Source organism: Streptomyces geranii, assembly GCF_002954775.1.
GTDB classification, from domain to species: domain Bacteria; phylum Actinomycetota; class Actinomycetes; order Streptomycetales; family Streptomycetaceae; genus Streptomyces; species Streptomyces geranii.
On record NZ_PJME01000030.1, the window covers coordinates 98,958 to 116,850 of the forward strand.

13 protein-coding genes are annotated in these 17,893 nt (G+C 70.8%); 7 read left to right on the forward strand and 6 right to left on the reverse strand.

The features are described from left to right. Positions 1-26: 26 nt before the first annotated feature. Genes CW359_RS29210 through CW359_RS29220 form a run of 3 tightly spaced genes read left to right on the forward strand, consistent with a single transcriptional unit; the run spans position 27 to position 5,894 of the window. Positions 27-833: an HlyD family efflux transporter periplasmic adaptor subunit gene (locus CW359_RS29210; protein ID WP_105973167.1), complete on the forward strand. Its 807-nt coding sequence runs from the start codon at positions 27-29 to the stop codon at positions 831-833. After that, positions 830-3,055 carry an NHLP family bacteriocin export ABC transporter peptidase/permease/ATPase subunit gene (locus tag CW359_RS29215; protein ID WP_105973168.1) on the forward strand — a complete coding sequence of 742 codons (2,226 nt, stop codon included), beginning with the start codon at positions 830-832 and terminating at the stop codon, positions 3,053-3,055. Before CW359_RS29210 ends, CW359_RS29215 begins: the two co-directional genes overlap by 4 nt. A gap of 1 nt (position 3,056) precedes the next feature. Beyond that, complete coding sequence (locus CW359_RS29220) at positions 3,057-5,894, forward strand: NHLP bacteriocin export ABC transporter permease/ATPase subunit (RefSeq protein ID WP_105973169.1); 2,838 nt, start codon at positions 3,057-3,059, stop codon at positions 5,892-5,894. A gap of 7 nt (positions 5,895-5,901) precedes the next feature. On the opposite strand, the gene CW359_RS29225 is transcribed toward CW359_RS29220, so the two are convergent. Further along, the gene (locus tag CW359_RS29225) at positions 5,902-6,750 is read right to left on the reverse strand and encodes an alpha/beta fold hydrolase (RefSeq protein WP_105973170.1); all 849 of its coding nucleotides are present in this window, start codon (positions 6,748-6,750) and stop codon (positions 5,902-5,904) included. A gap of 181 nt (positions 6,751-6,931) precedes the next feature. Here CW359_RS29225 and CW359_RS29230 point away from each other — a divergent pair, with 181 nt between their 5' ends. The 3 genes from CW359_RS29230 to CW359_RS29240 all read left to right on the forward strand — a co-directional run bounded on the left by CW359_RS29230 (position 6,932) and on the right by CW359_RS29240 (position 9,597). Then, positions 6,932-8,443, forward strand: a complete 1,512-nt coding sequence (locus CW359_RS29230) for an MFS transporter (protein WP_105973171.1) — start codon at positions 6,932-6,934, stop codon at positions 8,441-8,443. 96 nt (positions 8,444-8,539) lie between these two features. Beyond that, on the forward strand, positions 8,540-9,034 hold the full coding sequence (locus CW359_RS29235) for a methyltransferase family protein (RefSeq protein WP_105973172.1): 495 nt from the start codon (positions 8,540-8,542) through the stop codon (positions 9,032-9,034). A gap of 149 nt (positions 9,035-9,183) precedes the next feature. After that, positions 9,184-9,597, forward strand: a complete 414-nt coding sequence (locus tag CW359_RS29240) for an STAS domain-containing protein (RefSeq protein WP_105973173.1) — start codon at positions 9,184-9,186, stop codon at positions 9,595-9,597. Between the two features lie 207 nt (positions 9,598-9,804). On the opposite strand, the gene CW359_RS29245 is transcribed toward CW359_RS29240, so the two are convergent. After that, complete coding sequence (locus CW359_RS29245) at positions 9,805-10,239, reverse strand: protease inhibitor (RefSeq protein ID WP_105973174.1); 435 nt, start codon at positions 10,237-10,239, stop codon at positions 9,805-9,807. Between the two features lie 495 nt (positions 10,240-10,734). Between CW359_RS29245 and CW359_RS29250 the strand changes: the two genes are divergently transcribed. Continuing rightward, a complete protein-coding gene (locus CW359_RS29250; protein WP_198655427.1) occupies positions 10,735-12,339 on the forward strand; it encodes a purine-cytosine permease family protein in 1,605 nt (534 codons plus the stop codon). 276 nt (positions 12,340-12,615) lie between these two features. Here CW359_RS29250 and CW359_RS29255 read toward each other — a convergent pair whose 3' ends face one another. The 4 genes from CW359_RS29255 to CW359_RS29270 form a co-directional block, all read right to left on the reverse strand. Beyond that, entirely contained in the window at positions 12,616-14,265 is a 1,650-nt protein-coding gene (locus CW359_RS29255; protein WP_105973176.1) for an RICIN domain-containing protein, read from the reverse strand. A 451-nt stretch (positions 14,266-14,716) separates the two neighbouring features. Next, complete coding sequence (locus CW359_RS29260; RefSeq protein WP_053745133.1) at positions 14,717-15,094, reverse strand: toxin Doc; 378 nt, start codon at positions 15,092-15,094, stop codon at positions 14,717-14,719. A gap of 3 nt (positions 15,095-15,097) precedes the next feature. Further along, entirely contained in the window at positions 15,098-15,346 is a 249-nt protein-coding gene (locus CW359_RS29265; RefSeq protein ID WP_105973177.1) for a hypothetical protein, read from the reverse strand. Positions 15,347-15,437: 91 nt separating this feature from the next. Then, positions 15,438-17,681 carry a glycoside hydrolase family 9 protein gene (locus tag CW359_RS29270; protein WP_105973178.1) on the reverse strand — a complete coding sequence of 748 codons (2,244 nt, stop codon included), beginning with the start codon at positions 17,679-17,681 and terminating at the stop codon, positions 15,438-15,440. Positions 17,682-17,893 lie beyond the last annotated feature (212 nt).

Here is a 17,893-nt window from a genome sequence, read left to right on the forward strand (position 1 = left end):
TCTTCTCACACAGGTGAGGAATGCCCGTGCAGTTCCGCCAACAGGCCCTCGCCAAGCTCCAGTCGCCCGAGGAACTGGACCTCCCGGTGCGTTTCGCGCGCCCGCAGGGCTGGCTGGTCCTCTCGGTCACCGTCGTCGTGATGGCCGCCGCGTCGGTGTGGGCGGTCACCGGTTCCGTCTCCTCCACGGTGAGCGCGCCCGCCATCCTCACGCACGGGGAGGGCAGTTACGTCCTGCAGAGCCCCGTCTCAGGCCAGATCACCGCGGTCCTCGCCGAGGAAGGCGCCCGGCTGCCCGCCAACTCCCCTGTACTCAAGGTCCGTACGGCCTCCGGCGACACCGTCGTCCGCTCGGTCGCCGCGGGCCGGCTCACCGCGCTCGCCGCGACGATCGGCCAGATCATCGGTACGGGCACGAACATCGCGGCCGTGGAGAAGGTCGCCCGCGCGAGCGATCCGCTGTACGCGACGGTGTACGTCCCGGCCGAGAACGCCGCCACGATTCCCGCGAACGCGGCCGTCGACCTGACCGTCCAGACGGCACCGACCCAGCAGTACGGGGTGCTGCGGGGCCATGTGAAGTCGGTGGACCGGGCTCCCCAGACGCAGCAGCAGATCGGCGCGTTCCTCGGGGACAGCCAGTTGGGCGAGCAGTTCACCAAGAAGGGGCGGCCGGTCGCCGTCCTGGTGAGGCTGGACAAGTCGGCGGCCACGAAGAGCGGTTACCAGTGGTCCTCCGCCGAGGGACCGCCGTTCGCGCTCACCTCCATGACCCTGGCCTCGGGCTCGATCCGGCTGGCCGACCAACGTCCCCTCGATTGGCTGCTGCCGTGAGCCCCGCACCGAACTCCCGGGCCAGGCGCCGCTCGGCCCCGCCCCGGCGCACGGTCCCCAAGGGCAGCGGCAGGTCCGTGCGCACGCCGACCGTCCTCCAGATGGAGGCGGTGGAGTGCGGCGCGGCCTCGCTCGCCATGGTCCTCGGGCACTACGGGCGGCACATCCCGCTCGAAGAGCTGCGCATCGCCTGCGGTGTCTCCCGGGACGGCTCTCGGGCCAGCAACCTCCTTAAAGCGGCCCGGAGTTACGGTCTGACGGCCAAGGGCATGCAGATGGACACGGCCGCGCTCGCCGAGGTGAACGCGCCCGCGATCCTCTTCTGGGAGTTCAACCACTACGTCGTCCTGGACGGCATGGGCCGCCGCCTCGGCCGACGAGGCGTGTACATCAACGACCCGGGCAAGGGCCGCCGGTTCGTGCCGATGGAGGACTTCGACTCCAGTTTCACCGGTGTCGTCCTCGTCATGGAACCGGGCCCCGACTTCGAGCGCGGCGGACGCAAGCCTGGCGTCCTGGGCGCCATGCCGGCCCGCCTGCGCGGCACTTCGGGCACGATGCCCGCCGCGATCCTGGCGAGCCTGCTGCTGGTGGCGGTGGGCGCCGCGATGCCCGCGCTCAGCCGCACCTACATCGACACCTTCCTCATCGGCGGCCAGACCTCGATGCTGGAGGTGCTGTTCGCGTCGATGGGCGCGTGCGTGGCGCTGACGCTCGTCCTGACCTGGCTGCAGCAGGCGAACCTGCTGCACGGCCGCATCATCTCCTCGACCCTGAGCAGCGCCCGCTTCCTGCGCCATCTCCTCCGCCTCCCGGTCACCTTCTTCTCCCAGCGCAGCCCGGCCGACCTGGTCCAGCGCCTCCAGTCGAACGACTCGGTGTCCGAGACCCTGGCCCGCGACCTCTCGGCGGCGGGCGTCGACGCGGTCGTCGTCGTGCTGTACGCGGTGCTCCTCTATACGTACGACCCGCAGTTGACGGCGGTCGGCATCGGCGTGGCGCTGCTGAACATCGTGGCGATGCGGGTGGTGATCCGGCTGCGGGCGACCCGTACCGCCAAACTCCGGGCGGACAACGCCCGGTTGACCAACACCGCTTATTCCGGGCTCCAGTTGATCGAGACGATGAAGGCGACCGGCGGCGAGGAGGGCTACTTCCGCAAGTGGGCCGGGCAGCACGCGACCACGCTGGAGGAGCAGCAACGGCTCGGGGTGCCGAGTGCCTGGCTGGGTGTGGTCGCGCCGACGCTGGCGACGCTGAACAGCGCGCTGATCCTGTGGATCGGCGGGATGCGGGCGGTCGAGGGGCACTTGTCCGTGGGTCTGCTGGTGGCGTTCCAGGCCCTGGTCGTGCGGTTCACGGCGCCGCTGACCCGGCTGAACGGGGTAGCGGGCCGCATCCAGGACTTCGCGGCGGACGTGGCCCGGCTGAAGGATGTCGAGAACTTCCAGGCGGACCCGCTGTACAACCGCCCGGGTGGGGGTGGCGATTCGACGCGCCGACTGCACGGCCACGTCGAGCTGCAGAACATCACCTTCGGCTACAGCCCCCTCGACAAGCCGCTCCTCTCCGGCTTCGACCTGACCGTCGGTCCGGGGCAGCAGGTGGCGCTGGTCGGCGGTTCGGGGAGCGGCAAGTCGACTGTGTCCAGGCTGATTTCGGGGCTGTACGCCCCCTGGGAGGGCGTGATCCGGATCGACGGACAGCGTCTGGACGACATTCCCCGCGGCGCGCTGGCAGCGTCGGTCTCCTTCGTCGACCAGGACGTGTTCCTGTTCGAGGGCAGCGTCCGGGACAACGTGGCGCTGTGGGACCCGTCGATCCCGGACGAGTCGGTGGTGGCGGCGCTGGAGGACGCGGCGCTGTACGACGTGATCACGCGTCGGCCCGGCGGTATCCACAGCCGGGTCGAGCAGGACGGGCGGAACTTCTCCGGCGGGCAGCGTCAACGGCTGGAGATCGCGCGGGCGTTGGTGCGCGACCCGAGCATTCTCGTCCTCGACGAGGTGACCAGCGCGCTGGACGCGGAGACCGAGCAGACAGTGATCGACAACCTGCGCAAGCGCGGCTGCGCCTGTGTGGTGATCGCCCACCGGCTCTCCACGGTCCGCGACAGCGACGAGATCGTGGTGCTCCAGCACGGCACGATCGTGGAACGCGGGCGCCACGACGCCCTGTTGGCGGCCGGTGGGGCGTACGCCGAGCTGGTCAGGGAGCGTTGAGATGACGACCGTGTCCGAAGTCTCCGACGTCTCCGGGGGCGATGTCGTCCTGGGCGCGCTCGGGCAGATGGGGACGCGTTACGACCTGTCCGGGCAGACCCGGCTCGACCTCGAAGGCCCGCAGGTGCTGTGGCTGGTCGCGTCCGGCGCGCTCGACCTGTACGCGGTGGACGCCGTGGAGCAGGGCCAGTGGCACCACATCGGCCGCCTGGAGGCGGGCGCGCTGCTGCTCGGCCCGGTCACCGGCCCCGAACACACCCTGGTCGCCCGCCCGGTGCGCGACTGCGCGGTGCACCGCATCAACCTGCGCGAGCTGTACCAACAGCCGGAGACGCAGACCTGGTCGTACGACGAGTACGGCAACGCCCAGTACGTGCCCCCGGCGACCAGCCCGCTGGAGTACGCCCTCGCCCTGGGCGTCGGACGCGGACTGTCGATCCTCTTCCAGGCGCCGATGGCATCGGAACGGGCCGCCGCCCCGACCGACGACGACGTGTTCTGGATGCAGGTCCCGCCGGGCAGCGTGCAGTACGGCTCGCTGTACGGCGCCGAGGCCGCCGCCGATCTGCTGATGGACCCCGGGGTCTGGCAGGGCATGGTCGACCAGCAGCACCGGCTGCTCGGCACCCTCGACCGGTGGATCGAGCAGTTGGAGCGCCGCCACGAGACCCGTACGGCGGCCGGTATCAAGGCGGGCGAGGCGGTTCGTGCCCAGGCCGACCGGACGCTGCTGGCGTCGATCGGCAAGCAGTCGTCGGGGAAGCGCGCGACCGCCGCCGACGCGGACGCGACCTACGCGGCCTGCAAGTTGGTCGCCGAGGCGGCGAACATCACCCTCGCCGAACCGGCCCAGAGCGGCACCGAGAGCGACCGGCTCGACCCGGTCGAACGGATCGCGCTCGCGTCCCGGGTCCGCACCCGGGCCGTACGGCTCGACGGCCGCTGGTGGCACGACGACGTCGGCCCGCTGATCGGCCACCGGAGCCTGTCGGGCACGCCGGTCGCGCTGCTGTGGCGGCGCGGCGGCTATGTGGCCGTACAGCCGTCGTCGGGGCGCGAGACCCCGGTGGAGAAGGCGAACGCGGCCGAGTTCGAGGAGCGGGCGGTGATGTTCTACCGGCCGCTGCCCGAACGCGGGATGAGTCCGCTGCGGCTGCTGCGGTTCAGCATGGGCGGCAGCCGGGGCGACGTGGTGAACCTGCTGCTGAGCACGCTGGTGACGATCGCCATCGGCGCGCTCGTACCGGTGGCCACCGGCAAGGTGCTGGGCGAGTTCGTACCGAAGGCGCAGACCACACTCATCGTGCAGTTCTGTCTGGCGGTGATGATCAGCAGTGTGGTGGCGGCGGCCTTCATGCTGCTGCAGAACCTCACCCTCCTGAGGATGGAGGGCCGGATCGAGGCGACGCTCCAACCGGCCGTCTGGGACCGGCTGTTGCGGCTGCCGACGAAGTTCTTCACCGAGCGCTCGACGGGTGAGCTGGCGAGCGCGGCGATGGGTATCAGCGCGATCCGCAAGCTGCTTGCGGGAGTTGCCCCGGTGGTCACGCAGTCGGTGACGGTCGCGGCGATGAATCTGGGCCTGCTGCTCTGGTACAGCGTCCCGATGGCGCTGGCGGCGATCGGCATGCTGGTGGTGATTGCCGCTGTGTTCCTGGGACTTGGCCTCTGGCAGGTCCGCTGGCAGCGACGCCTGCTCGTCCTCTCCAACAAGCTGAACAACCAGGCCTTCCAGACCCTGCGCGGGCTGCCCAAGCTGCGGGTAGCGGCGGCCGAGAACTACGCGTACGCGGCCTGGGCGGGCGAGTTCGCGCGCAGTCGGGAGCTGCAGCAGAAGGTCGGCCGCATCAAGAACCTCACGACGGTGCTGGGCGCGGTCTATCTCCCCATCTGCACGCTGCTGATGTTCATGCTGCTCGCGGGCCCGGCACGCGGAGAGATGTCGGCGGCGGCCTTCCTCACCTTCAACACCTCGGTGACGATGCTCCTGACGTCGGTCACCCAGCTGACCGGCGCCTTCGTGTCCGGGGTGGCGGCACTCCCCCTGTACGAGGAGATCAAGCCGGTCCTGGAGGCGACCCCGGAGGTACGCGTCGCGAGCACCCGCCCCGGCGTACTGACCGGCGCGATCGAGGCCCGCCGCCTCGCCTTCCGCTACGCGGACGACGGCCCGCTCGTCCTGGACGACGTGTCCTTCCAGGTGAAAGCGGGCGAGTTCGTGGCGATCGTCGGCCCCAGCGGCTGCGGCAAGTCGACCCTGCTGCGCCTGCTGATCGGCTTCGACAAACCGGTCTCGGGCAGCGTCCTGTACGACGGCCAGGACCTGGGCGCCCTCGACCAGTCCGCCGTACGACGCCAATGCGGCGTGGTACTCCAGCACGCGCAGCCGATGACGGGCTCGATCCTGGACGTCATCTGCGGTACGGAGCCCTACACCCCGGAGGAGGCGATGGCCGCCGCCGCGATGGCGGGCCTCGCCGAGGACATCCAGCGGATGCCGATGGGGCTGCACACCATCGTCCAGGGCAGCGGAGCGATCTCGGGCGGCCAGCGCCAGCGCCTGATGATCGCGCAGGCCCTGATCCGCAGGCCACGCATCCTCTTCTTCGACGAGGCGACCAGCGCCCTGGACAACGAGACCCAGCGCACCGTCATCGAGAGCACCCGCGCCCTGAACGCCACCCGCATAGTGATCGCCCACCGCCTCTCGACGGTCCTGGACGCGGACCGGGTGATCGTCATGGAGGACGGCAAGGTCGCCCAGCAGGGCCCACCCGCGCAGTTGCTGGCGGACACGGGCGGACGGCTGCACGAGCTGGTGCGGCGGCAGCTGGCGTAGGAAGCCGTCAGGGTGCCTCCGGTGCGCCCCGCCACAGCCCCGGCACCCGGCCGTCACCCGCGTACATCTGGGTCGCCAGAACCCGTACCGCCGCCGCGAAGCGGGTCGGGTGGCGGAGGAACTCCATGTGGATGCCGGGGAACTCCACCCAGGCCGCGCCGGTCCTGCGGGCGATCTCGATCGACGGGCGGGCGTAGTACGTGCCCCGGTCGTCCGCGCCCGCGCCCAGGACGATGGGGAAGGGGGCCGATCGCAGTGCCGTCTCGTCGGGGTGGAAGGCGGCGAAGGCCGGCCATTCGTGGGCGAAGAGGTGGTCGGCGTTGGCCAGGAAGCGTTTCCACAGGTCGGGGGGCCAGCGGTAGGAGCCCTCGCCGCGTGTCGTCTCGCCGAAGCGGCGGCCCGCCGCCGGGGCGCCGCCCGTCCGGTAGCGGGCGGCCACGTCGGTGAAGAAGTCGCGCCCCGGGTCGTCGTCCGGGAGGACGTTCACGGCGGGTGGTTCGTGGGCGATGAGGCCCACCAGGCACTCCGGGTGCAGGGCGGCCAGTGTCAGGCCGATGATCGCACCGGCGCTGTTGCCGAAGACCAGCGCCCGGCCGCCCGCGAGTGCGACGGCGAGCGCGTGGGCATCGGCCGCCTGCCGGGCCAGCTCCACGGGGGCGCCCCCGCCGCCCGTGCTGCGCGAGTTGCCGCGCCGGTCGTAGGTGATCACCGTGAACGCGTCCGCGAGGCCCTCGGCGATCCCGGAGTAGTAACCGGCGTCTCCCCCGGCGCCGCTGATCATCAGCAGGGCCGGGCCGACCCCGCGTACCTCGTAGTACAGCTCGGCCCCGTCGACCGCCAGCCTGCCGCTGCGCACGTCCGTACGACCTCCTTAACGACACTTCTTCGTATCGATACTTTGCCGTTTCGATGAAAGTGGTCTAGTCTCGACGAGTCGAGAGTACGAAACCGTTTCGTTTACGTATTCGTAACCCCTCGACCCCGTCAGTTTCCGAGAGTCTCCGCTTCACGAGCGACCTTCCCTGGAGTGTGCTCAGATGTCCCAGTCCCTGACCGAAGGCGCCCCGAAGGGCGCCGCGAACGACACGGACAAGGGATCCGCCGCGCCGAACGCGAGGCGGTGGTGGATCCTCGCGATCATCGGGATCGCGCAGCTGATGGTCGTCCTCGACGCCACCATCGTGAACATCGCCCTCCCGTCCGCCCAGGCCGACCTCGGCTTCTCCGACGGCAATCGGCAGTGGATCGTCACCGCGTACGCCCTGGCCTTCGCCTCCCTGCTGCTGCTCGGCGGCCGGATCGCCGACCTGTTCGGCCGCAAGCCCGCCTTCCTCATCGGCGTCGCCGGATTCGCCGGCGCCTCAGTCCTCGGCGGCGCCGCGAACAGCTTCGAGATGCTCGTCGTCGCCCGTGCCCTCCAGGGTGTCTTCGGCGCGCTGCTCGCGCCCGCCGCACTCTCCCTCCTCAACACGACCTTCACCGATGTGCGCGAGAAGGCCCGCGCGTTCAGCGTGTACGGCGCCATCGCCGGCGCCGGCGGCGCGGTGGGCCTGCTCCTCGGCGGTCTGCTGACCGACGCGCTCGACTGGCGCTGGACGCTCTACGTCAACCTGGTCTTCGCCGTGGTCGCCTTCGCGGGCGGCTGGATCCTGCTCGGCAACCACCGCGACGCCGCCGGCTCCAGGATCGACCTCCCGGGCACCCTGCTGGTCTCCGGCGGTCTCTTCTCGCTGGTCTACGGCTTCTCCAACGCCGAGAGCCACGACTGGAGTTCGCCGCAGACCTGGGGCTTCCTGATCGCGGGCGGCCTGCTCCTCGCCGCCTTCGCCTGGTGGCAGACCCGCGCCGAGCACCCGCTGCTGCCGATGCGCGTCCTGCTCGACCGTGACCGCGCCGCCTCCTTCTTCACGGTGCTCATCTCCGGCGCGGCGATGTTCGGCGTCTTCCTCTTCCTCACCTACTACCTGCAGCTCAACCTCGGCTTCAGCCCGACCAGGACCGGCCTGGCCTTCATGCCGATGATGGCCGCCCTGATGGTCGCGGCCCAGGTGTCCACCACCAAGCTCGTGCCCCGCTTCGGCCCCAAGATCATCATCCCGCTGGGCTTCGCCCTCGGCGCGGCCGGCATGGTCTGGCTGACCGGCATCGACGTCGGCTCGTCCTTCAGCACCGCCGTCCTGCCGCAGCTCATCGTGATCGGCCTGGGCATGGGCGTGATCATGCCGCCCGCGATGCAGCTGGCGACCAGCGGAATCGGCGCCGAGGACGCGGGCGTGGCCTCCGCGACGGTCAACACGATGCAGCAGGTGGGCGGTTCGATCGGTACGGCGCTGCTGAGCACGCTGGCCGCGAGCGCCGCGACCAACTACCTGGCCGGCCGCAACGCGAGCGACAAGCTGGTCCAGGCCCAGTCGACGATCGAGAGCTACACCACCGCCTTCTGGTGGTCGGCCGGCTTCTTCGCCGCGGGCGCCCTGATCACCTTCTTCCTCTACCGCCCGGGCGTCCCCGCCCAGGACGAGAACGCCGCACCGGTCGTCCACATGTGACCCACCGGGTTCCCCAGGCCGAGGGGCCGCCGTCTTCAGGGAGACGGCGGCCCCTCTCGGCTGTCGCGACACGCGCCGCGCTGCCATGGTGAAGGGATGCGCAAACCGGCGGCGGCCCTGGGCAGTTCACTCTTCCTCGCACTCGCCCCCGGCACCGTGGCGATCCTGGTGCCGTGGTGGCTGACGGGCTGGCATACGGGTGACTGGTGGCCGCCCCTGCGCCTGCTCGGCCTGCTCCCGCTCGCGGCGGGCACGGCCGTCCTGCTGTCGGCCTTCGTCCGCTTCGCCACCGAGGGCCTGGGCACCCCGGCCCCGGTCGCCCCCACCGAGCACCTGGTCGTCGGCGGCCTCTACCGCTACGTACGCAACCCGATGTACGTGGCTGTCGTGGCCGTCGTCGTGGGGCAGGCGCTGCTGCTCGCCCGGCCGGTCCTGTTCACGTACGGCGCCTGCGCCGGCCTGCTGATGTGGGCGTTCGCGCGCTGGTACGAGGAGCCGGCGCTGGCCGACAGGTTCGGTGCCGAGTACGAGGGTTACCGGCGGTCGGTACCGGGCTGGTGGCCGCGACCGCGCCCCTGGCAGGGCGAGTGAGTGCACGCCACACGGAAACGTCAACCGTTGTGGCCGTAATTCACCTTGTCGAGTGAACCAGATCTTGCGGGCGGCGCATCAGGGATGGTCACGGCTCCGCCGGGGTAGTTTCCGAGATCGAATGCGCCCCCTGCAGAGGTGGAGCAGCCATGACGCCGGAAGCCGACGACCGTATCCCCGGGCCGCCCGAGCGCACGGACTCCGACCCGGACTCGTCCGGAGCCGCGCCGCCGACGGCCAATCCGTATGCCCGTACGCGCAGGCGCGGACCGTTCACCGTCGTCGAGGTCTCCGGCGAGATCGACCTGGCGACCGCGGGCTTCCTCGCCGAGCAGCTGGACGCCGCGACCTCGCGCCCCGACCCGGACGTCCTGGTCGACCTCCGCGGGGTCGGTTTCTTCGACTGCTCGGGCCTGCGCGAACTGTGCCGGGCGGAAAGCCGGGCCCGCGAGCGCGGCGGACGCCTGCGCCTGGTCTCGGACACTCCCCGCCTCCACCGCCTGCTGCGCGCGTCGGGCCTGCTGCACCGCTTCCCGCCCCTCCCCCGGATCCCCGAGGAGTGATCCGCGGCCACCCTCCCCTTTTCCGCACGTTCCACAGATTCCAGATGTTCCAGATATTCCAGATGTTCCACATGCCAAGGGCCGGTCGGCGGCCCCACACCACCGACCGGCCCCGCTACGAGATCGCGCGGCACCCCGCGACACAGGTTCCGCACTCCCCATCCGCGAGCGACCTGCGATGCTCACGGAGGCGCGCGACCCCGGTCCCTAGAACGTGAAGAGAGCTGTCCCGTAGGTGCTCTTCACGCACTCGTTCGCGAAAGTCCGCTCGTAGGCGACCCGCTGGCCGCGCCACACGCCCTCGACGGTGACGACCACCGGGTCGTACTGCTTGGTGCACTTCACGTCGTCTCTCGCCGCGAGGACGTCGAGGTCCCCGCCGGCGGCCCGGAGTTCGGCGCAGGCCTCGGTGGCGGCCGGGTGCGTGCCCGAGGCCGTCGGCGCACAGGTCAGGGTGACGGCACGCTCGGGGGTGACGGCCGCCGAGGCCTCGCCGTGGCCCACGGTGAGCACCAGGGCCGAGGGGGCGTAGAGCCCGGAGAGGGTGGGGCCCGGGGCGGCGACGGCGGCCCCGGCGAGGGGGCCGCAGACGGCGGTGGCCGTCATGGTAAGGGTCGCTGCCCAGCGCGCGGTGTTCGGCATTGTGTGCATCCTTCCGCTCAGTTCGAATGCGAATCGAAGGTCCAACGGTCCGCATGGGTGCTCGATCCCAGCCGGTCGGGCCGGATCGGCGAGCGTGAGTCTGCCGAGTCCGGCGCCGAAACTCATCTCGACCCCATGCATTTCGGTAACCTTGCGTATTGAATCAGTGGCGTGAAGTTACGCGACTCGAACGCCTGAAGCCCGTAACTGGGCGCCCGTTGATCGCCCGGGGCGACCGACTGGCCGGATTCACCGGTGTTTTTAATCGGCCTGAAACATTCCGATTCGACTGCCACCCCCCTGGCACATCCATCCATGAAGGCCCCGGAAGATGGATGAAACATCCCCTGGCGCGACCCCGACCAGGCCCCCTACGGTCGGCAGACCACCCATGGACGCCATGCGCCTCCGCCGCACACCCAGCGGCGACGGCAGGCCTCCCCGCCCGCCCGCGCCACAACGCGCTCCACCGCCGATCCCCCGCTGGAGCCCCCCTTGCCGTCCTCACCACCGCCCCCGTCCCCCGCGCCGCCGGCCCTCACCGAGGTCGAGACGCACGGCGTCGAACGCATTCCCGACGCGGACCGCACCGCGACCCCGCTCGACCTGTTCCGGGTCGCGTTCGGCGGCGCCAACACCTTCTCCACCTGTGTCCTCGGCGCCTTCCCCATCCTGTTCGGCCTCTCCTTCTGGCAGGGCCTCGCCGCCACGCTCCTCGGGGTGGTCGCGGGCGCGCTGATCCTCTGCCCGATGGCGGTCTTCGGCCCGGTCAACGGCACGAACAACGCGGTCTCGTCCTCCGCCCACCTGGGCGTCCACGGCCGAGTGGTGGGCTCCTTCCTCTCCCTCCTCACCGCTGTCGCCTTCTTCTCCATCTCGGTGTGGAGCTCCGGCGACGCCCTGGTCGGCGGCGCCCACCGGCTGTTCGGCCTGCCGCGCGGCGATGTGTCGTACGGCGTCGCCTACGCGCTCTTCGCCGGTCTGGTGCTGGCGGTGTGCGTGTACGGGTTCCGGTTCATGTTGTTCGTCAACAAGATCGCGGTGCTGTCGGCGACGGTGCTGTTCCTGGTCGGCGCGGTCGCGTTCGCCGGTGACTTCGACCCGTCGTACGCCGGTGTCTTCACCGACTCGGCGGACGCGGCGACGCAGGACCTGTTCTGGCCGTCCTTCATCGGCGCCGCGCTGATAGTCCTCTCCAACCCGGTGTCGTTCGGGGCGTTCCTGGGCGACTGGTCGCGCTACATCCCGGCGGACACCCCGCGCCGCAGGGTGATCGGGGCGGCGTTCCTGTCGCAGGTCGCGACGCTGCTGCCGTTCGTGTTCGGCCTGGCGACGGCGAGCATCATCGCGACGAAGGCCCCCGACTACGTCGATCCGGCCGCACCGGACTTCGTGGGCGGTCTGCTGGCCATCTCCCCCGGCTGGTTCTTCCTGCCGGTGTGCCTGCTGGCACTGATCGGCGGCATGTCGACAGGCACCACGTCGCTGTACGGGACCGGCCTCGACTTCTCGTCGGTGTTCCCCCGGCTGTCGCGGGTCCGGGCAACCGTGCTGGTCGGTGTGCTGTCGATCGCGTTCATCTTCGTGGGCCGGTTCGGGTTCGACCTCGTGCGGTCCATCTCGACGTTCGCCACGATGATCATCACGTGCACGACGCCGTGGATGGTGGTGATGATCCTGGGCTTCTACACCCGGCGCGGCTGGTACGACCCGGACGCCCTCCAGGTCTTCAACCGGCGTCAGCGGGGCGGCCGTTACTGGTTCGCGCACGGCTGGAACTGGCGGGGCATGACCGCGTGGTGGGTCGCCGCGGTGATCGGCGTGCTCTTCACCAACATCCCCGGTCAGTTCGTCGGCCCGCTGGGGGACCTGGCGAACGGCATCGACATCAGCCTGCCGCTGTCCCTGGCGGTGTCGGCGGTCCTGTTCCTGACGCTGCTGCGGGTGTTCCCGGAACCTCGGGCGGTGTACGGCCCGGAGGGGGCACGGCTGGCGCGGACGGTCGAGGTCCCGGTGCCGCCGGTGACGGGCCCGGGGGCAGAGGCAGAGGCAGGCGGTGACGATCTACCGTCTCCGGCGCTCACCACCGAGAGCAACTGAGCCCAGACCTTTCCTCGCCCCCGCCGCCCCTACCCGTCCCATCCTCGGGGGCTCCGCCCCCGAACCCCCGCTATCGCGCTGAACGCGCTCGTCCTCAAGCGCCGGACGGGCTGAGGGGTGCCGGCCTGGGCTGCAGATGGTGGCGGCCGGCGCTTGGTTTTTCAGCCCGTCCGGCGTTTGAGGACAAGCGGGGGGTCTGGGGCGGCAGCCCCCAGGGATGGGAACGGGTAGGGGCGGCGGGGGCGAGGAAAGGTTGTTCGGGCACCCGAGCCCGCCCTACCTCGGGGCCGCCTCCACCTGTGCCGCCTTCCCCCGCGGCCCCCCTATCGACAGCGAACCAGGACTCGCCGTCACCACATCCGTCAGCCAGCGCTGCTCCGCCGAGCCGTTCCGCACCTTCACCACCACATCCGTGTCCGGATCGTCGGACGCCGGAGCCACCGCCAGGCCTTCCTCCCAGCGGGGCAGCAACTCGCCCCGCACGGTGAGGTCGTAGCGGACGTCGTCCGCCCGTGACGTGGACGCCGCCGCGCAGCGGCCGAGGATCACGACGCCCGCGTCCGCGTGCGAGTCCAGGCACAGGTCGGGGTTGGCGACACTGCGCAACAGCCCGTCGTCCTCGTACGTCCACAGCTGGGTCCACGCCGTCGAGCAGGACGCCAGCCTCGTGGTGGCGCCGGCTACCGCCTTTCCGCCCCGGATGTCGAGGCACAGGTCGGCGGTGACATTGCGCAGCCGGGTCTGCCGGGCGGCGGTCGGGTTGCTGCCCGTGCCGGGCGGTGAGGAGGACACTGCGGGCGGAGTCGGCGAGGCGTCGGGTACCGGGGCGCGTCCGCCGGTCGCGCTGGAGGAGGCGGCCGGGTCGGCGCCGCTGCCGTCCTTCGGCCACAGCCCGCTGCCCAGGACGACCGCGAGGACCACCGCAGAGGCGAGGCCCACGCTGGTGAACAGGGTCCGTCTGTTCCGGACCCCGCCGGGGACCGAGCCGCGCTGGGACGGAATCCGGGACAGCAGGCGCCCCCGGCCGACGGCGATGCCCCCGCCTTTGCCGCCGTGCCGCGCATGCCCCCGTACCCGCGTACCCCCCTGGCTGCGCGACGGGCGCGAGTCGAGATAGCGACGGGCGCCCCAGCCGAGCACCGCCTCCGCGAGGAGCGTGCCCAGGCTCCCCTCGAAATGGCTCAACTGCTCGGCGGCGTAACGGCAGTAGCGGCACTCCATCAGATGCTGCTGCACATCGGGCAGCAGTGCGCCGCCGCGCCGGATGGGAATGTCGAGAAGCCGGTTGTAGAACCGGCAGTCCTTGGACGGCGCGAGTTCCCGGTGGGCGCGTACACAGCCCTCGCGGAATTGTTCGCGGGCCTGTTCCAAAGAGGCCGCCGCCGTATCCGTGTCCATGCCAAGAAGAACGGCGGGGACATTCATCGGATCGGCTTCCACCTCGACGTGCCACAGCAGACACTGCGCGAGTCCGGGAAGGGACTGGAAGGAACGTTCCGCGAGCTTGCGGTTTTCCGGCGTCATGGACTTCGCCGCGCGCATACCGCGACCGCCCGCCGGTTTCCGCAGATCGGGCAGCACATCGGATATGCGGTCGTCGGCGGCCCAGCCCCGGACGGTGTCGCGGACGGCGACGAGGAAACGGGGGCGCAGTGCCACGGCCGACTCGGCCCGCATCACCCGCTCCAGGACCTGGTGGAAGGCGGCGGCGGTGACCATGGAGGCGGCCTGGGCCGAGGTGGCGAGGCAGATGACCGCGTACTCGTGGGTCGCCTGCCAGTGCCGCGCGGTCAGCAGGGCGACGGCGGGGCCGGTCTCGCCCTCCGGCCTGCTTCTGAGCTGGGCGGCGAGACTCTCGTCCGATTCCCCCGGAACCCCACCGGAGTACGGGGGGTAGGACGGACGAGGAGGGTGGGGGGTGGGCACTGAGCGGTTTCCTTCCCACACGCGGATGACTCACAGACCTGCGGATGACTCACAGACCTTCCGGGAAACGGCCCGGACGAATCCGCGCGCGGACCGGCGGCTTTGTGTCCCCCCGCCCCCGGTCCGGCCATTCCCCCTGCATAGGTAGTTCACCTTTGCACAAGTCACTCACGGCCAACAAGGCACTTGAGCAACATCCATTTCTTGAAGGGAAGTCAGCGAAGGAAAGTCGGCGACATCTTTCGGGTCTTTTCCCGCGCCCCGTGTGAACCCGACGCACGCGCCGGTGCGTCGCGCACGCTCCCGGCGTGCGCGACGGTGTAGTCCACTGGAACCCGGCCCTTCCTCGGAGGCCACGCGCGGGACGGCGGCACTTCCGCGCGAAACGGCCGCCGGCCCCGTTCCTCCCGCCCTCGGTCGGCGGCCCCGAGGGCGGGCCCGGCCGCGCTGCTCAGATCTGCCAGGAGCGCAGGCGGTCGGCCGCGCCGTAGACGTCGGTCTTGCCCGAGATCAGGTCGCGGGCGAGGTCGACCAGAGCCCCGTAGGGCGGGTCTATGCCGACATCGCTGACGAACATGTACGCCACCGCGGTGGCACAGGCGAAGCGGGCGTTGGCCGAGGGCAGCGGCTTGAGCAGGGCGAGGGTGTGCAGCAGGGCGGCGGCCCGCCAGGCGGGGTCGGAGTCCACGCCGAGGCGCGGCGGGTCGACCCGGTGCCGGGCCACGGCGGCGACCAGGGCGGAGAAGTCGTTGACCGTGGGCTGGTCCGGGAGGACCTCCTCGTGGCGCTGGAGGAGCCACGGCACGTCGATATGGATGACGGGAGCCATCGGTCAGGCGACCTGCCCCTGACGAGCCGGCGCGACCGGTTCGTCCTCGGGGAACGCGGCGGCGAACTCGTCGGCGTGGGCCGCGAAGAAGCGCCGGAATTCCTCCGCGCCCTCCTGCAGTGCCCGGTGCCGGGCGATGTCGGCCGCCGCCGCCTCGCGCACGAGCGCCTTCATCGATGTACCGCGTTCCTTGGCGATCTGCCGCAGGTCCTCTAGCTCGCGGTCGCTGAACTCCACATTCAGAGCTGGCATGCCCCCACGGTACCGCGCCGGTACTTACCCGTAAATATCCCCAGGTCAGGCGGGTGTGCCGGTGGTACCGAGGGGGCTGGGCCAGGCCCGGCTATCCCTGGTCGGCGACGAAGGACGCCATCCGGGCCAGGGCGGCGTTCCAGTTGATCGTGTGTTCGTTCGTCGACCAGGACTGGATGTCGTCGATGTAGCAGAACTGGCCGACGCAGCCCTGCAGTTTGCTCTGTGCGTAGGGGTCCTGAATGCTGGAGTTGGGGCCTCCGGCTACCGTGCCGTCCGGCGGGCTGGGCAGGCTGGGGTCGAGCTGCTTGGCGTACCAACGGCTGTGCTGCTGATGGGAGTTGACCTCGCCGTAGCCCGTCACGTACGAGATGTTGAGCGCGTTGCGGCCGAGGACGTAGTCCATGCTCTGGAGCGCGCCGTCACGGTACTTCGAGGCGCCGGAGATGTCGTACGCGGTGGCGACGACGACGGCGTTGTTGAGGATCTGGGCGTTGGAGCCCCAGTCGTAGAGGTTGGCGTCGGGGGCGTAGGGCATGCCGTACGGCTGTGCCGCCAGGGTCGTCAGATAGCGGTCGGCGCCCTTCAGCACCGACTGGCGGACCTTGTCCCGGCCGGGGAGCCGGTTCGGGACGGTCGCGAGGTCGAGGCGGCCGGCCGCTGCGGTTCTGGCCCAGTCGAAGCCGAGGGGGCCGAAGATGTCGGCGGTGTGGATCGGCGAGTCGAGGATGTGCCGCTCGAACGCCTTCTCGCCGGTGGTGAGGTACAGCTCGGCCGCCGCCCAGTAGAACTCGTCCCGGGCGTCGGTGTCGGGGTAGGCGCCGCCGCCGGTGCCGTCGTTCGGGTCGGGGTGGATCGCGGGGTTCGCCAGGGCCGCCGTCCAGGCCTTGCGGGCGACCGCGAGGGCGTGTGCGGCGAACGTACGGTCGTAGGGCCGGTACAGCCTGGCCGCCTGGGCCGCCGTGGCCGCGAGGTTGAGGGTGGCCTCGGTGGTCGGCGGGTGCAGTTCGCGTTTCTGCGGGTCGGCGCTGGGCAGCAGCGGGAGTCCGGTCCACTGCTCGTCGTGCATCTTGTGGTGCGCCATGCCGGCCAGCGGCTGCCCGTCCGGCACCTGCATCCTCAGCAGGAACTCCAGCTCCCAGCGGGCCTCGTCGAGGACGTCCGGCACCTTGTTGCCGCTCTCCGGGATGGCGAGCGTGCCGTCACCGAGCGCGTCCCGCTGCCCGGTGCGGGCGTGGAGGGCGCGTTCGTACGTGCTCAGCAGCTCCCAGGTGGAGATGCCGCCGTTGACGACGTACTTGCCGTGGTCGCCGGCGTCGTACCAGCCGCCGGTGACGTCGAGGGTGTAGTCGCAGACGCCGGGCTGGCAGGGCACGTTGCTGTCGCCCTGGTTGGGTGCCACGTCGACATGGCCGGCGGGGCGGGCGTAGCCGGGGCGCAGGTCGTCGCGGATCTCGATGCCGCTGCGCTGGGTGTAGTAGTACTTCAGCGAGTCCAGCCGCAGCCGGTCGTAGGCGCTCGCGTCGACGTCGAAGGGGCGGCTCGTCTCGCCGTCGGCGACCAGGGTGAGGCCGGTGGCGCGTTTGCGGTAGGCGCCGAAGTCGATCGAGTGGACGTTCTGCCCGGAGGAGACGTCGGTGCCGCGCGGTACGGTCCTGCCGTGGGCGACGGTCGTCCCGTCAGCCCTCTTCAGCTGCCAGGGCAGAGGCTGGGTGGAGTCGGTGACCAGTGTGGCGTTCTTCGGTCCTGCGGGGAGATAGGCGACCTGGTTGACCCGCACCCGGGGACCCGTGTCGGGCTCGTACACCTCGGGTGGCACCCCGCCCAGCAGGGACACGTCGTCCATGCAGAACCGGAAGGGGTCGGCGCTGCCGCCGAGTTGGAAGCCGACCTGGCCCTGGGTGGTGTCGGTGGGGGCGGTGAATGTGTAGGTATAGGAGTCGCCGGAGACGCTCAGCTGCGGGCTGACCTCGAAGTAGGTGTCGTAGGGGGACACGGACAGCCCGACGATCGCCCGGACGACGTGTCCGGCGGGAGTGCCGGTGGCCTTGAAGGCGAAGCGGTACGACTCGCCCTTGACGAGGGTGAGGTCGTTCTGGCCGATGGCGGCGTCCCAGCGGTTGGCTGTGCCGCCGGGGATGTCGGCGCAGAGGGCGCCGTCGGTGAGGCCGGCGGTGACGTTGCTGGTCGTCCACCAGGGGGCGGTGGTGGTGTCGAAGGTGCCGTTCTTGAGCTGTTCGGTCTCGGCTGCGCCTGCGGGGGTGGAGGGGAGGGTGGTGAGGGTTGCTGTGAGGAGGGCGGTGAGGGAGAGCAGGGTGGTTCTGCGTCGTTTCACGTGTGGGCTCCTCGGGTGGGGGGCTTGGTGGCGATGGGAGCGCTCCCAGGGGTGGACGTGGCCCATGCTGTGGGAGGTTGAAGGAGTCGTCAACGCTCCGAACGGGTTTTTCGCCCCCGCCGCCCCTACCCGTTCCCATCCATGGGGGCTGCCGCCCCCGGACCCCCGCGTTGGGGGGGGGCGCCGGGGCGGGGGGGGGGGGGGGGGGGGCG